Source organism: Aeromonas sp. A04 (assembly GCF_047780465.1).
Taxonomy (GTDB): domain Bacteria; phylum Pseudomonadota; class Gammaproteobacteria; order Enterobacterales; family Aeromonadaceae; genus Aeromonas; species Aeromonas bestiarum.
This window is the reverse complement of record NZ_JBLNHP010000006.1, coordinates 194,399-208,991: the sequence shown is the minus strand read 5'-3', so window position 1 is coordinate 208,991 and position 14,593 is coordinate 194,399. Positions and strand designations below refer to the sequence as shown.

Sequence of the window (14,593 nt, the reverse complement as noted above, 5' to 3'; positions counted from 1 at the left end):
GAGCAGGCGTCAGCGCATGTCTGTCACGCGTTGAGCCCAAGGCTCACCTCAGGAGTCTCTCTCGAACATGTCATTTAACGAACTGGGTCTGTCACCGCATATTCTGCGGGCCGTCAAGGAATTGGGTTACGAACAGCCAACCCCCATCCAGCAGCAAGCCATTCCGGCCGTGCTGGCAGGTCAGGATGTGCTGGGCGGCGCCCAGACAGGCACAGGCAAAACGGCCGGTTTCACCCTGCCCATGTTGCACCGTCTGCTGGCCAACCATGGCCGTGGTGGCCGTCGTCAGGTACGCGCCCTGGTGTTGACCCCGACCCGTGAACTGGCCGCCCAGGTGGGCGAAAGCATCATCAAGTACGCCCATCACCTGCCGTTTCGCACCCTGATCGCCTACGGCGGCGTCAGCATCAAGCCCAACCTGGACGCCATCAAGCTCGGCGTCGACATCTTGGTCGCGACCCCGGGCCGGCTGCTGGATCTGCTGACCCAGCGCGCCCTCACCCTGACCGAGCTGGAAGTGCTGGTGCTGGATGAGGCGGATCGCATGCTGGACATGGGCTTCATCACCGACATTCGCCGCATCATGAAGGCGCTGCCGGAAGAGCGGCAAACCCTGCTGTTCTCTGCCACCTTCTCCAACGAGATCAAGGAGCTGGCCGACGATCTGCTGAAGAGCCCGACCCTGATCGAGGTGAGCCCGAGCAACAGCACGGCCGAGCAGGTCAATCAGCGCATCATCAAGGTCGACCGCGAGCGCAAGCGCGAGCTGCTCTCCCACATGATCGGCCGCAATAACTGGCAACGGGTGCTGGTGTTCGTGCGCACCAAGCAGATCGCCGACCGCCTCGCCCAGCAGATGGAAAAAGACGGCCTCAATACCGTCGCCATCCACGGTGACAAGAGCCAAGGTGCCCGCAACCGGGCGCTGGCGGATTTTCGGGAAGGCAAGGTACGGGTGCTGGTCGCCACCGACATCGCCGCCCGTGGTCTCGATATCGATCAACTGCCCCATGTGATCAACTTCGAGCTGCCCCAGGTGGCCGAGGATTATATCCACCGCATCGGCCGTACCGGCCGTGCCGGTCGTGGAGGCGAAGCCATCTCCCTGGTCAGCCAGGATGAACAGGATCAGCTCAAGGCCATCGAGGCCCTGATCGGCCTCAGCATACCGAGCGAGATCCAGGCAGGCTACGAGCCGAGCGGCAAACCGACTCGCCAGACCCTGCCAGGCAGCAAGCCGGTACAAAACCCGCCGCGGGATCGCGGCCATGCCAACGCCAAGCACAATGCCAAGGCGCCCGCCAAGGGCAAAGGCAAGCCGGGAGCCGGCAAGCCCAAAGCCGATGGCAGCAAGCAACCGGCGCCGGCGCGCCAGAAGGATCGCGGTGGCGTGGACGCAGGGCTCACCCCTATGCGCCGCCTGCCCCGGGCCCAGCGCGACAGCTATCAGGACAACTCCAACGAGGAGTAAGGCCAGCCGTGAGCTGCCCGCACTGAAAAACAAAAAACCGCCTTTCGGCGGTTTTTTTATTGGCGGGATAGATCACACCGTTTCGACACCCGCCAGCACCATATGCAGCAGTGGATAGGGTTTGCCCTGGCCATCCAGCGGCGAGCGCCCCGTCACGACGAAGCCCATGCGCTGGTAGAAGCCAAGCGCCTGCCCATTCTGCTCGTTGACGTCCACCCGGGTCGCTCCTTGGCGGCTGATGGCATGGGCCACCAGCTGGCGGCCAACACCGCAGCCCCTCGCCTCGGGGGCGATAAACAGCATCTCGATATTGCCATCGTGTACCCCGCAAAAGCCGACGATGCCAGCGGCCTCATCCCTGCCACAGACCAGATCGACGGCGGCGAAATAGTGCTCCAGGATCAGCGGCTTGAGGACATCTATCTCAGCTTCTGGCAGAAAGTGGTGAGTGGCGCGCACCGAGGCTTCCCAGAGGGCGATCAGGGTCGGATAATCCTGCGTCTTTGCTTGTTCAATCTTCATGCTCTGACTCTTGTTGGCTGGAGTGGATAGTCTCATCAAAGAGGCTCGGCTGTGCCTTTGGCATCCGCTTGCTTGATGACGAATCCCTTCTCGATGCCGGCCTTGAAACCCAGTTTTTCATACAGGCGGTGGGCCGCCTCGCGCCCTTCCCCCGACAACAGCATCACCTTGTAGCAATCCTGCTGCCAGGCGAGAGCCAGCGCCTGCTCGAGCACTTGCTGGCTCAGCCCCTGGCGCCGAAAGCGGGCCGCCGTGATCACGTGCTCTATGATGCCAAAGGGCCGGCCACCATTGGTGAGCGTGGGGATCACCCCCAGCTGGCAGGTGGCGGCAAGCTGCCCCTCCACCTCGGCGACGATAAGCCGCACATGGGATTGGGCCAGCAAGGCGGCAAGAGCCGCCTCGGCTTCAACCAGCGGCGGATCATGGGGCCTCAGCTCCCGATAAAGGGTCAGCAAACCGGCTATATCTTGTTCATTGCACGCTCTGATCACCACCATGGCACTCCTCCTGATCTGATTGCCGACACGGCTTCCCCCACGAGCCCTAAGCGGGCCTTGGCGCAAACATGATGATGGCCATGCCGAGCAGGGCCACCAGCGAACCCACCAGATCCCACAGCGTGGGCCTGATGCCATCCACCAACCAGAGCCAGAGGATGGCCACGAAGATATAGACGCCACCATAGGCGGCATAGACGCGACCGGCGGTGGTAGGATGCAGTGACAACAGCCAGGCAAACAGCACCAGACTCAAGCCCGCGGGCAGCAGCAGCCAGATGCTCCGGCCCTGTGTCAGCCAGAGATAGGGCAGATAACAGCCGACGATTTCGGCCACCGCCGTGATCAGAAACAGTCCGATCGTTTTGAGTTCCACCATGATGCGCCTCTATCACCCCCCGTTAAACAGGCTGAATGTTAAAGCAAATCATCGCGTTATGTAAGCGCAGCAGGAGGGAGCCGAGTGGCGGGAGGACCCGGCTTCCCCCGCGGGTGCAGGGGAAGCCGGGGTGGCATCAGCGGGTCTTGACCGCCTGCAGCAGGACAGACAGATCCGGCCCGAACTGGCGGGTGCGAATGGCTTCGCGGATGTCACTGTCGCTATAGCGGCTGGCCGGATAGACCAGCACGCAGGACGTATCACCGGGCTTGAGGAAGTGGGTCTCGCCAAAATGGGTATAACGGGTGGCCCCTATGCTGATGAGCGCATGGGACGGGTAGCCAGCCTGGGCCAGCAGCCCCTGGATATGCTCCGCCGGGCCCTCGTCCTGCTGATGGTTGAACTTGTCGATGGCCCAGTCCAGCAGTTGTCGATGAAAATAGCTGTAATCGACGGCGGCGCTGTCTACCCCGTAAGCATGCAGCTCGCCGTCACGCTCCAGGTAACAGGCGATGCGATAGTCATCGAGCTCACAGCCGGCTGCAAAATGAGACAGTGGCAGCAGAGTGGCCGCCAGCCCCTTGCTCTCTTCCCCCCAGTTCTTCTTCTCGCTGATCTTCTTGGCATTGGGACGACGGATGGAACAGTCGTTGTAGGCCCCAAAGGCGCGGGGATGGATGGCCACCACCTGGGTGCCTGCGTATTCCAGCTCGCACCAGAGTGCCACTTCCGGCTCGATCTGCACCTTCTCGTCACCGCTGACCGCCGCCTCTGGCAGGAAGATCGCCTTCTCGCTCAGGGGGAAGACACCGAGCTGGCCCGGATGACTCGGCACATAGAAGGGGAACAGCGCCTTGGGGGCGTTGGTGTCACGCACCACCACAGCCACGAAATCCGAGGCCTCTCCCGCCTGCTCCAGATGACCGGCGAAGTTGCCCGCCACCCCGAGTCCGATAAATTTGCTCTCTGCTGTCACTTGCATCTGATCACCTGCATCTTGCCAAAGCGGGGGCAGCCGATCCACCAGACGGGATCCGCTACCGCGAAAGTGGCAAGGATTAAACCACAGGGACCCGCCCCCGCCCAGCCCGGGCGCCCCATCCTGTGCGCCAGCCCGAACTTTTCGGCATCCGCCGGCGCGTCTGTGGGCAGAGGCTCACGGCCAGTTGACGGCCCCCTTGCCTCACGCAAACAAGGTCATAGATCAAGAATAAATGCACCCAGCTGATCAACCTGAGCACAGGGAGAGGATGCACTGAGAGCGAATGCAGCGAGAAACAGATCGTTTCCACAGAGTGCACGGCTGCCCCTTGGGCCTGCCGGTCAACTTTGCTAGGCTGCCTGCCATGCAAAACAGCACACTCAAGGATGCCTGCCGATGTCATCACAACACTTTCAGGGCCGCTTCGAGGTCGAGTTCAAGTACCGGCTGAGCGATGTCGATGCCTTCACCACCGCCCTCGCCGCCCTCAACCCCGAGGTGATGCTGGAAGACAACCAGGAACAGGATAGCTACTTCGACACGCCAGAACATAGCCTGGCCGCAGAGGGCAAGAGCCTGGTGCTCCGCACCATGCAGCCTTCCGGCATCCAGCTCTGGATAGTGAAGGGACCCGAAGCCGATCGCTGCGAGGCCGTCAATATCACGGACGCCGACAAGGCGGCCAGCATGTTACGCACCCTGGGCTACCGGCAGGTACTGGCCATCAGCAAGCGGCGCAGCATCTACTTTGTCGGCCCCTTCCATGTCACCCGGGATCATCTCGAGGGGATCGGTGATTTTGCCGAGCTGGCCATCATGACCGACGATGAAGATCGGTTGGAGGAATACAGAACCGAGTTGGAGCATCTGGCGATAAAGCTGGGCTTGAAGCAGCGAGAATATCGATCATATAAAAAATTATGTGAGCTTAATCAATAAGTTACATCTTTACCTCTGGTATAAAAATCACGCTTTTATCTAAAAATCAAAAAACAACTCATTAAACAAAGGAATGTATTTTGAAGCCCTATCTCAGTGCCCTTTTCTCCTTGCTTGCTGTCGGCTGTAGCTCGACCTATCAACAAGCCGATGTACAAACGATGACCAATAAACTCGATGCCAGTCAGGGGGTACTCATTTCTCAACCCCAAGATGGGTCATATGAAACTACGCAGTATCAGAATTCGGGGCAAATGACGGCCCAGGCAATCTATGCGGCATTTTCCAAGAAGGCTCACAGAGTCGAGATCACGACCCGTTGTCATGGAGACCCTTGCCTGAACACCATTGAACCGACTCAGTTCAGATATTATGTGAAACCCGTCATTCTACATTGGGAGGAACGGGCAACAGAATGGTCTGGAAAACCAGATGTGATTGAAATTCAGGTAGTTATATACGACACCCTGAGCAAGAAGAGCATAGCCAATAGCTCATTCAAGGGAGCAAGCAAATGGGCTACGTTTGGTGGCGATCATCCGCAAGATCTACTGCCGGAACCGACTGAAAAATACGTAAAGGCTCTCTACTGACCATTTTCACCACCGGGACACAACCATGATCGACAAACTCGCCTGGCTGACCTTCCAGGATCAGCAACTGCTCTGTGCCCGCTCCCACGGCAAGGCCATCTACTACATCCCCGGTGGCAAACGTGAGGCAGGAGAGAGCGATGAAGCGGCCTTGGTTCGGGAAATCGAGGAAGAGCTGAGCGTGACCCTGCAAGCCGACACCTTGCGCCTTGCCTGCGAATTCAGCGCCCAGGCCGATGGCAAACCCGAAGGCGTGCAGGTCCGCTTGCGCTGTTACACCGGCGAGGCCAGCGGTACGCCCGTTGCCTCGGCCGAGATCGCCGAGCTGCGCTGGCTGGACAGCCGCCATCTGGCCGAGATCTCCCCCGTTTCCCGCCTGCTGTTTGCCTGGCTGGCAGAGCAGCGTCTCATCCGCTGAGGCATAGCGCAGCGGTGCAAGCGTGATCCGGCGCAACCAACGGGAGCCTTCGGCTTGAAATCGGCGCCAGAAACGGCGAGGCTAACCCGTCATGTGGCAAAACACGGATACCTTATCGCTGTTTGCCGCACAGCGGTGCATGCCGCTGTCGTGACCACGTTTGACAAGGACTCTCGATGGACATAGTTGAGGTTGATACCACCCTGGGCATCAAGCCTGCGCTCATCACCCTGCTGCAAGACAGCGTGGCCAGCGGCGCCTCCGTGGGATTTCTGCCGCCGCTGACGGAAGAGCAGGGGCTGGGATACTGGCAAGGGATAGAGACGGAGCTGGCGGCAGGCAACCGCCGGCTCTGGGTCGCCTTCGAGCAGCATCAGCTGGTCGGCGCCCTGCAACTGGCGCTCTGTACCAAGGCCAACGGCCGCCACCGGGCCGAGGTGGAGAAACTGATGGTACACAGTCACGCTCGTGGCAAGGGGGTCGGCCGCGCCCTGATGGTGGCCATGGAGCAGGGGGCCAGTGACGCCGGGCGTACCCTGCTGGTGCTCGATACCCGGGTCGGCGACGTGGCATCCAGCCTCTATCGCCAGCTGGGCTATCAGGAGGCAGGCCAGATCCCGGACTTTGCCCGCAGTGCCGACGGCACCCTGGCGGCTACCCTCTTCTTCTACAAGCAGCTCTGAGTTTCCCCTGCAAAGATGGCCTTGCGCCCGGCTTCCATAGCGGGCGCAGGCTGGCCATCGGCACCTCGCAGCCCGCATCTCTTTACCCCAGACAAACCATCCAACAGGTTATTTGATTAATTTAATCGAGGGATGAACCCCACTCTCCCTTCACCTGATGGCGGACCAGGCGTATGGTGTGGCAGGAAGACCCGTTTGCATACCAACCGGGTGCCACTCACTGCCTTGAGGAATCCTGCATGCCTATCCTGCCTCGTACCGTCACCTCCCCCAAAAAGTTCATCATCGGCCACGACCTTCTGCCCCAACTCCATGATCATGTGAAAGATTTTGGCGACAACGCCCTGCTCGTCAGCGACGAGTTCATCCTGGAGCGGGTGCGTGAAGAGGCGCTGGCCGGCCTGCTGCAAGCGGGCCTGAAGGGGGCGGTCGAGAAGTTCAACTACGAGTGTACCGACATCGAGATCCGCCGCCTTCTGGATATCGCCGAACAGCAGGGTGCCAACGTGATCGTCGGGATCGGCGGCGGCAAGACCCTGGACGTGGCCAAGGCGGTCGCCTTCTACCTGCGCCGCCCCGTGGTACTGTTCCCCACCATAGCCTCCACCGATGCCCCCTGTACCGCGCTGGCGGTCATTTACAATCAGGCGGGCGAGTTCGAGCGCTATCTGTTCCTGCCCCAGAACCCGGACGTGGTGATCGCCGACACCGCCATCATAGCCGCAGCCCCCGCCCGCTTCTTCGCCGCCGGCGTGGGGGATGCGCTGGCCACCTATTTCGAGGCCCGCGCCTGCTATCGTGCCGATGGCATCAATCTGGTGGGCAAGCGCCCCTCCCGCACCGGACTGGGTCTGGCCCGGCTCTGCTATGAGCTGCTGGGGGAGAACATCGAGATGGCGATGGATGCGGTGCGCCATCACGTCACCACACCGGCGCTGGAGCAGATCATCGAGGCCACCATCTACCTGAGCGGGGTCGGCGCCGAGGCCGGCGGTCTGGCGGCGGCCCATGCGGTCAACAACGGCATGTCTGTGGTGCCCGACCTGCACAGGGCCCAGCACGGAGAGAAGGTGGTATTCGGCCTGCTGACCCAGCTGGTACTGGAGCGCGCCCCCCAGGCCGAGCTCGACGAGGTGATGCGCATCATCCATGTCGCCGGTCTGCCCATGACGCTGCAGGAGATGGGGCTGACCCGCTTTGTCGAGAGCGAGTGGCGCAAGGTGGCAGCGCTTGCCTGCGATCCCCTCGACACCATGGGCAACATGCCCATGGCCGTGAACGAGCAGGATGTCTACGGCGCCATGATCGCGGCCAACGCCATGGCAGAGCGCTATCGGGCCCGCCATCCCCACCATTGATCAATGGATAAAACGCACCCTTGATCAACAACGACAAGGCCAGCCGTGCGGCTGGCCTTGTCTATTGCGTCCCGAACTGCTGGAATGCCTCTTCCCCTCTCAGGACAAGGAGTCACCATGATATTGGAAGTCGCTCATCTGCAGGTCATTCCGGGCCAGGCTGCCGCCTTCGAGCAGGCCTTTGGCCAAGCCCAGGCCATCATCAGCGCCATGCCGGGTTATGCCGGGCACCAATTGCAGCACTCGCTGACCGATCCTCACCGCTATCTGTTGCTGGTCAGCTGGCAGCGGCTCGAAGATCACACCCAGGGCTTTCGCGGCTCGGTCCAGTACCAGCAATGGAAGGCGCTGCTGCATCACTTCTACGACCCTTTCCCCACGGTGGAACACTATCAGGCGGTGGCGCAGTGCCAGGGGACCGGACCAAGACAGGGCGCCGGGATCTCGTAGCAAACAGCCAGGGCCGGCGGGTCACCATCCATCCCCCGCAGGGCCTGGCAATGACATGACCAGCTGGCCCAGGCGTGATCACTGGCTGGAGAATTATGATGATCACTACACCCTGCTCGCACAGGGAGGCCGCATCAGGCCAGCCGTTCGGCGCGCACGCTGATCACGGGCTCGGCAAATGCCCCCTGCGCCGAAATCAGCTGCAACTCGTAAGCCTGCGCCTGCCAGGTGTGCAGCAGCACAGTGTCCACAGCCGCATTGGTGCGCTCAAACGCCGTCACGGCATCAAAGCCCGCCTGCAGATTGGCCAGCATCAGGGCACTGATGAGATCCCCCACCCCCACAGGCTGACGGGCAAATTCGTAGAGCGGACGGGCGATCAGGTAATCCCCATCCGGGGTAGCCAAGAGCATCTCAAAACGACCCGGCTCGCGAGCGGCGCGACCCAGATGCTTGACCAGCACCATCTTCACTCCCCGGGCCAGCAACTGATGCGCCGCGGCGCGGGTCTGGGCCAGATCCGCCAGGTGGGTATCACACAGTGTTTCCAGCTCCAGCAGGTTGGGGGCCATGATGTCGGCCACCGGCAACGCCTGCTCGGTGAGAAACCGGGTCACCCCGGGGGCAACTATGCACCCCTTCTCCGGGTGGCCCATGACGGGATCACAGAAATAGATGGCGTCAGGATTGGCCGCCTTGACCGCAGCCACCACGGTCAGGATCTCGTCCCCCTGCTCGGCCGAGCCCAGATAGCCGCTCAGCACGGCGTCACACCGGCCCAGTACTTCTATATCCCCCAGCCCCTTGCACAGGGCGCTGATGTGACCGGCGGGCATCGCCATCCCCTGCCAGCCTGCCGCGTACTGGGTGTGGTTGGAAAACTGCACCGTGTTGACGGGCCACACCTCCATGCCGAGACGGCGCATGGGAAACACGGCGGCGCTGTTACCGGCACAGCCAAACACCACGTGGGACTGGATAGAGAGAATGCGTTTCATCGACATCACCGCAGAGAAGAGTCAGGGGAAAGGCGCAATATATCGGATGAAGATATTGAACTTCCACTTTTGTGCAGCACAAACCCGTATTTGGTCTTAAAAACTGCCGATCTAAGCTCCATTTGCCAGACCTGCCTCCTTGGCCACAGTTGCCGCCGTTTTCCTGCCTTGCCAGGTGTTGATCGGATGAGGGGTCGCGGCTCCTGCTTCATGAAGTGGTTTCAGCTTCTTGTTTGATGGCATATGAGAACAATAAATCAGCACATGCCGAGGCAGGTGCTGAAGGGGAAGAAAATGGGAGCCCGGTGGGCAATCGGTCGATATCAGCGCCCGCCAGCAAGGCATGGCGGGCGCAAAATGGGAAGAGGGCAAGATCCGCTGGAACCATCAGATCCGCCTTCTGCTCAAGGGCGCGCGAAGTGGTAGACCCAACCCTCGTCCAAAGCCATCTCGGCGGGTGGCGGCACCAGTGCCGGCAGCAGGGAGACACTCCCTTTGGCAGCGTATTGCAATGCCATCAGGGCGCAGATGGCGGCATCGTAGCGATCCGTGCCCGCCGTCACATCGGCCGGCAGATGGGGGTGCAGCTCGGCCCTGACCGCAGACGCCTTGCCACCCACCTTGGCCAGGGCGGGATAGACCTCCAGCACGGCGCGATCGGCCTCTGGCTGCAGTCTGGGTACCAGTTGCAAATCCGCCAGCCGGGGCAGCATGGCGAGCGCCAGGGTGGCGTTGTTGCCGAGCCGGTCGAAGGTGGCCGAGAGCGGCTTCTTGCCATATTGCCGGTGCAGCCAGCGCTCGCAGTCGCGATAGGCATAAGGGTTGTCTATCTCCCGCTGGGGCACGACGCACTCGGTTGCCCTCCCCGCCAGCAGATCGCCCAGGGCGCGTGGAAATGCCAGCGGCGCATCGATGCCCAACGCCAGTTGCGGGCAAGCCAGCACCTGCAGCAGGTTCATCTCGTCCTGCAATGCCGGGCGCAGCAGGGCATCCAGATCCGGCGCCACCCGCGAACTCAGCCGAAACAGGGGCGATACCCCAAACCAGTGCAGGCGCTGCTCGCGCGCCTGCCAGCCCACCACGGCCACCGCCTGGGCATTGCCCTGCCAGCCTCTCACATCCCAGCCGATACCGATGGCGTCCATGTGTTCCATTGTCATGCCCGTGTCACCTCTGCGCGCTATCAATGGAGCACAGGGTAATGGCTGCGTCTCCTAAAGCAAGGCCGGGAGCGCGCCTTAGAAGGATTTCTTGAAATTGATCAGCGGCAGTATGGGGAAAATGCCGTTCTCGGCGTAGTTGGCAAGGCCTATCTGCAACCCGTCCAGATGCTTGGTGGCGTTGATGAAACCCAGCTGGAAGGTGGTGCGCTCGGCATAGTTGACGAAGCCGACGTTGGCCAGGGCGTTGCCCTTGGCGATGTTGACGGCGCCCCAGTTCAGGCCCTGCACATTGTTGGTCAGGTTGACGAAGCCAAGGTTGATCCCCTTGTCCTGTCCCTCGTGCCAGTTGACGGCGTTGATGGCCACCCCGTTGAACTGGTGGCGCACCCGTCCGGCACCGAGGAAGACGCCAAGCTGCAGGCCGCTGAACTGATCCACGTCGGAGAGGGCCAGGATGGGCAGATCTATTCCCTTCACCTGACCGGTGCGGCCATAGAGAAAGGAGGCTCTGGCGCCTTCGACCTGATGGGAAGCGGGCAGATTGACGCCGGGCAGCGAGACCTGGATGGGTGTACTGGCATGGGCGACACCACCCAGGGCAAGGGAGCCGCAGGCAAGCAGCAGGTGGGCAGGTTTCATCGGGGCTTTCCTTAACAATCAGGGAGGGAGGCCAGCCTATCAGCACTCGCGTGCGGGAACGAGGCCGGGCAGGCGCTGCTGCGTCATCCCCCGTCTGAATTCATTCGCACAAACTGGACAGACCAGAGTCAAACTTAAAGCAAAAATTAACATTTATATTATTTACATCAAGCCTCATTTGGTAACACAATGCCTAAACGTGCGTTTGAACAGAGCAAACGACACGTGACGACTTAAGGATGTAGTCGAACGGATGTAACCGAAGAATGGGCCCATCGGCCTTTTGCAATACCCTTCTGCCAACCACGGAGACACGCGATGAATATGGACGTAATCAAGACCTTTACCGAGCAGATGCAAGGCTTTGCTGCCCCCCTCACCCGTTATAACCAGCTGCTGGCCAGCAACATCGAACAGCTGACCCGGTTGCAGCTGGCCTCCGCCAATGCCTATGCCGAACTGGGATTGAGCCAGTTGCAGGCCGCCGGCAAGGTGCAGGATGCCCAGAGCCTGGCGGCCCTTGGCACAGTGCAGCTGGAGACCGCCAGCCAGCTCTCCCGCCAGATGCTGGATGACATCCAGAAGCTCAATGCGCTGGGTCTGCAGTTCAAGGAAGAGCTGGATACCCTGGCGGCCGACGGCATCAAAAAGAGCACGGGCAAGGCCTGATATCCCCCTGGCTGCCCGCTAAGGGCAGCCACATCTCCCCATGACCCGACACGACAGGCTCGCCCTGTCACGGGTGTGGGTGAAGGAGAGAACATGAGCCAATCATCTTACGGCCCGCTGTTCGAGGCCCTGGCCCACTATAACGACAAGTTGCTGGACATGGCCAAGGCACAGACGGAGCGCACGGCGCAGGCGCTGCTGCAGACCAATCTGGACGATCTGGGCCAGGTACTGGAACAGGGCAGCCAGCAACCCTGGCAACTGATCAATGCCCAGATGAACTGGTGGCAGGATCAGCTCAAGCTGATGCAGCACACCCTGCTCAAAAGCGCAGGCCAGGAGAGCGAGCCGGTGATCACGCCGGAGCGCAGCGATCGCCGCTTCAAGGACGACGCCTGGCGCGATCAGCCCCTTTATGACTACCTCAAGCAATCCTATCTGCTGACCGCCAGGCACCTGCTGGCCTCGGTGGATGCGCTGGAAGGGGTACCCCAGAAGAGCCGGGAACGGCTGCGATTTTTCACCCGCCAATACCTCAACGCCATGGCGCCCAGCAATTTTCTGGCCACCAACCCCGAACTGCTCAGACTCACCCTGGAATCCGACGGCCAGAATCTGGTGCGCGGACTGGCCCTGCTGGCCGAGGATCTGGAGCGCAGCGCCGATCAGCTCAACATCCGCCTGACCGACGAGTCCGCCTTCGAACTGGGGCGGGATCTGGCGCTGACGCCGGGCCGGGTGGTGCAGCGCACCGAGCTCTACGAGCTGATCCAGTACAGTCCGACCACGGAAACCGTGGCCAGGACGCCGGTGCTGATAGTGCCGCCCTTCATCAACAAGTACTACATCATGGACATGCGGCCCCAGAACTCCCTGGTCGCCTGGCTGGTCGCCCAGGGCCAGACGGTCTTCATGATCTCCTGGCGCAACCCAGGTGTAGAGCAGGCCGATATCGATCTCGACGACTACGTGGTCGATGGGGTGATCGCCGCGCTGGACGGCGTGGAAGCGGCCACCGGTGAACGCGAGGTGCACGGCATAGGTTACTGCATCGGCGGTACAGCCCTCTCCTTGGCCATGGGCTGGCTGGCGGCGCGGCGCCAGAAGCAGCGGGTTCGCTCCGCCACCCTGTTCACCACACTGCTCGATTTCTCCCAGCCGGGGGAACTCGGCATCTTCATCCACGAGCCCATCATAGCGGCACTGGAGGCCCAGAATGAAGCCAAGGGCATCATGGACGGGCGCCAGCTGGCGGTCTCCTTCAGCCTGCTGCGGGAAAACAGCCTCTACTGGAATTACTACATCGACAGCTACCTCAAGGGCCAGAGCCCGGTGGCGTTCGATCTGCTGCACTGGAACAGCGACAGCACCAACGTGGCAGGCAAGACCCACAACAGCCTGCTGCGTCGCCTCTATCTGGAGAACCAGCTGGTGAAGGGGGAGCTCAAGATCCGTCACACCCGCATCGATCTCGCCAAGGTGAAGACCCCTGTGCTGCTGGTCTCGGCCATGGACGATCACATCGCCCTCTGGCAGGGCACCTGGCAGGGCATGAAGCTGTTTGGCGGCGAACAGCGCTTCATCCTGGCGGAATCGGGTCACATCGCCGGCATCATCAACCCGCCTGCGGCCAACAAGTACGGCTTCTGGCACAGCGATGCGAGCAGTGACACGCCAGCCGCCTGGCTCGAGCAGGCCACCCATCAGAGCGGCTCCTGGTGGCCCCAGATGGCAGCCTTCATCCAGGCGCGAGAGGAAGAGGCCACGCCCGTGCCCGCCCGCATCCCGAGCGAGGGACTGGAGGCAGCCCCTGGCGGCTACGTCAAGGTGCGGCTCAACCCTGTCTTTGCCAAGACCCCGGAGGAGGAGCCCGCATGAGCACACTCCCCTTTGAGATTGGGCAAAAAGCCAGTCTGACCAAACGGTTCGGTGCGGCCGAGGTCGAGGCCTTCGCCGGCTTGTCGGAGGATTTCAATCCCCTGCACCTGGACCCTGCCTTTGCCGCCACCACGCCGTTCGAGCGCCCCATAGTGCACGGCATGTTGCTGGCCAGCCTCTTCTCGGGGCTGCTGGGCCAGCAGTTGCCCGGCAAGGGCGCCGTCTACCTGGGGCAGAGCCTCTCCTTCAAGCAGCCGGTGTTTGTGGGGGATGAGGTGACGGCCGAGGTGGAGATCATCGCCCTGCGCAGCGACAAGCCCATCATCACCCTGGCCACCCGCATAGTGACGGCGGCCGGGGCCCTCGCCGTGACTGGCGAGGCTGTGGTAAAGGTTGGCTAAGCACTGATCACCGACCCTCCTTCAGCCCGGCTCCGCCGGGCTGACTTTTATGGTGCAACCTCATGTTCCACCGCGATGACGGCTACGGTTGCTGGCCTTGAGCCCTGCCTGCACGTCCAGAAAGAGGTCCAGACGCTCAGTTGCGACCACAATTGCCCGCAGACAGGCACCCTTGCCCTTTCATTGACGGCCCGAACTGCCTAGAATAACCGCCCTGCTGTTTCAGCCATTCATCCATCTAGAGGATTTCCCATGGAGACGTTTCTGCTCGAAGGCCACCCCTTCGTTGCCTTGTGTGACCTTATCAAGCATCAGGGTTGGGCCGATTGTGGCGGCGCAGCCAAGGCGCTCGTCGCCGACGGTCTGGTGGAAGTGGACGGTCAGGTCGAGACCCGCAAGCGCTGCAAGATAGTCGCCGAGCAAGTGGTCAACTTCAACGGCATGAAGGTGGTGGTGAAAGAAGGCATCAGCCCCGAGATCCTTTGATCCCGACGCTCTAGCACGCAAGCGCTACCCAGCACAGTGGCCGAGCAGGTGGTCAACTTCAATG

18 protein-coding genes are annotated in these 14,593 nt (G+C 61.5%); 11 read left to right on the top strand and 7 right to left on the bottom strand.

The genetic code is table 11. The features are described 5' to 3' along the window. Window positions 1-67 precede the first annotated feature (67 nt). On the top strand, window positions 68-1,471 hold the full coding sequence (locus ACM3N8_RS17730; protein WP_416016444.1) for a DEAD/DEAH box helicase: 1,404 nt from the start codon (window positions 68-70) through the stop codon (window positions 1,469-1,471). 72 nt (window positions 1,472-1,543) lie between these two features. Here the strand turns inward: ACM3N8_RS17730 and ACM3N8_RS17725 are convergent, their stop codons facing one another. The 4 genes from ACM3N8_RS17725 to ACM3N8_RS17710 all read right to left on the bottom strand — a co-directional run bounded on the left by ACM3N8_RS17725 (window position 1,544) and on the right by ACM3N8_RS17710 (window position 3,854). Further along, a complete protein-coding gene (locus tag ACM3N8_RS17725; protein ID WP_098983969.1) occupies window positions 1,544-1,993 on the bottom strand; it encodes an acetyltransferase in 450 nt (149 codons plus the stop codon). 35 nt (window positions 1,994-2,028) lie between these two features. After that, the gene (locus tag ACM3N8_RS17720; RefSeq protein ID WP_172955339.1) at window positions 2,029-2,493 is read right to left on the bottom strand and encodes a GNAT family N-acetyltransferase; all 465 of its coding nucleotides are present in this window, start codon (window positions 2,491-2,493) and stop codon (window positions 2,029-2,031) included. 46 nt (window positions 2,494-2,539) lie between these two features. Continuing rightward, a complete protein-coding gene (locus ACM3N8_RS17715) occupies window positions 2,540-2,872 on the bottom strand; it encodes a YnfA family protein (RefSeq protein WP_098983968.1) in 333 nt (110 codons plus the stop codon). Between the two features lie 136 nt (window positions 2,873-3,008). Then, complete coding sequence (locus tag ACM3N8_RS17710; RefSeq protein WP_098983967.1) at window positions 3,009-3,854, bottom strand: DUF5718 family protein; 846 nt, start codon at window positions 3,852-3,854, stop codon at window positions 3,009-3,011. Between the two features lie 396 nt (window positions 3,855-4,250). Between ACM3N8_RS17710 and cyaB the strand changes: the two genes are divergently transcribed. The 6 genes from cyaB to ACM3N8_RS17680 all read left to right on the top strand — a co-directional run bounded on the left by cyaB (window position 4,251) and on the right by ACM3N8_RS17680 (window position 8,295). Further along, the gene (gene cyaB / locus ACM3N8_RS17705; RefSeq protein ID WP_098983966.1) at window positions 4,251-4,793 is read left to right on the top strand and encodes a class IV adenylate cyclase; all 543 of its coding nucleotides are present in this window, start codon (window positions 4,251-4,253) and stop codon (window positions 4,791-4,793) included. 80 nt (window positions 4,794-4,873) lie between these two features. After that, window positions 4,874-5,386 (top strand): DUF4823 domain-containing protein, encoded by a 513-nt coding sequence (locus ACM3N8_RS17700; protein WP_098983965.1) that lies wholly within the window; start codon window positions 4,874-4,876, stop codon window positions 5,384-5,386. Window positions 5,387-5,411: 25 nt separating this feature from the next. Then, window positions 5,412-5,804 carry an NUDIX hydrolase gene (locus ACM3N8_RS17695; RefSeq protein ID WP_043139146.1) on the top strand — a complete coding sequence of 131 codons (393 nt, stop codon included), beginning with the start codon at window positions 5,412-5,414 and terminating at the stop codon, window positions 5,802-5,804. A 176-nt stretch (window positions 5,805-5,980) separates the two neighbouring features. Then, on the top strand, window positions 5,981-6,487 hold the full coding sequence (locus ACM3N8_RS17690) for a GNAT family N-acetyltransferase (protein WP_378082119.1): 507 nt from the start codon (window positions 5,981-5,983) through the stop codon (window positions 6,485-6,487). 239 nt (window positions 6,488-6,726) lie between these two features. Next, the gene (locus tag ACM3N8_RS17685) at window positions 6,727-7,845 is read left to right on the top strand and encodes a glycerol dehydrogenase (protein WP_103470677.1); all 1,119 of its coding nucleotides are present in this window, start codon (window positions 6,727-6,729) and stop codon (window positions 7,843-7,845) included. Window positions 7,846-7,962: 117 nt separating this feature from the next. After that, complete coding sequence (locus ACM3N8_RS17680) at window positions 7,963-8,295, top strand: antibiotic biosynthesis monooxygenase family protein (RefSeq protein WP_241279141.1); 333 nt, start codon at window positions 7,963-7,965, stop codon at window positions 8,293-8,295. Window positions 8,296-8,429: 134 nt separating this feature from the next. On the opposite strand, the gene pdxY is transcribed toward ACM3N8_RS17680, so the two are convergent. The 3 genes from pdxY to ACM3N8_RS17665 all read right to left on the bottom strand — a co-directional run bounded on the left by pdxY (window position 8,430) and on the right by ACM3N8_RS17665 (window position 11,095). Continuing rightward, on the bottom strand, window positions 8,430-9,293 hold the full coding sequence (pdxY, locus tag ACM3N8_RS17675; RefSeq protein WP_416016443.1) for a pyridoxal kinase PdxY: 864 nt from the start codon (window positions 9,291-9,293) through the stop codon (window positions 8,430-8,432). Between the two features lie 404 nt (window positions 9,294-9,697). Then, the gene (locus tag ACM3N8_RS17670; RefSeq protein ID WP_290018014.1) at window positions 9,698-10,453 is read right to left on the bottom strand and encodes a DUF429 domain-containing protein; all 756 of its coding nucleotides are present in this window, start codon (window positions 10,451-10,453) and stop codon (window positions 9,698-9,700) included. 78 nt (window positions 10,454-10,531) lie between these two features. After that, on the bottom strand, window positions 10,532-11,095 hold the full coding sequence (locus ACM3N8_RS17665) for a VC2662 family protein (RefSeq protein ID WP_043557757.1): 564 nt from the start codon (window positions 11,093-11,095) through the stop codon (window positions 10,532-10,534). A gap of 318 nt (window positions 11,096-11,413) precedes the next feature. On the opposite strand from ACM3N8_RS17665, the gene ACM3N8_RS17660 reads away from it, so the two are divergent. The 4 genes from ACM3N8_RS17660 (at window position 11,414) to ybcJ (ending at window position 14,529) form a co-directional block, all read left to right on the top strand. Next, window positions 11,414-11,764 (top strand): phasin family protein, encoded by a 351-nt coding sequence (locus ACM3N8_RS17660; RefSeq protein WP_043139134.1) that lies wholly within the window; start codon window positions 11,414-11,416, stop codon window positions 11,762-11,764. A gap of 93 nt (window positions 11,765-11,857) precedes the next feature. After that, window positions 11,858-13,642 (top strand): class I poly(R)-hydroxyalkanoic acid synthase, encoded by a 1,785-nt coding sequence (locus ACM3N8_RS17655; RefSeq protein ID WP_290018013.1) that lies wholly within the window; start codon window positions 11,858-11,860, stop codon window positions 13,640-13,642. Then, window positions 13,639-14,043 carry a MaoC family dehydratase gene (locus ACM3N8_RS17650; RefSeq protein ID WP_290018012.1) on the top strand — a complete coding sequence of 135 codons (405 nt, stop codon included), beginning with the start codon at window positions 13,639-13,641 and terminating at the stop codon, window positions 14,041-14,043. The genes ACM3N8_RS17655 and ACM3N8_RS17650 overlap by 4 nt, the downstream gene beginning before the upstream one ends. A gap of 252 nt (window positions 14,044-14,295) precedes the next feature. Further along, window positions 14,296-14,529 (top strand): ribosome-associated protein YbcJ, encoded by a 234-nt coding sequence (gene ybcJ / locus ACM3N8_RS17645; protein ID WP_043557754.1) that lies wholly within the window; start codon window positions 14,296-14,298, stop codon window positions 14,527-14,529. Window positions 14,530-14,593: the final 64 nt, after the last annotated feature.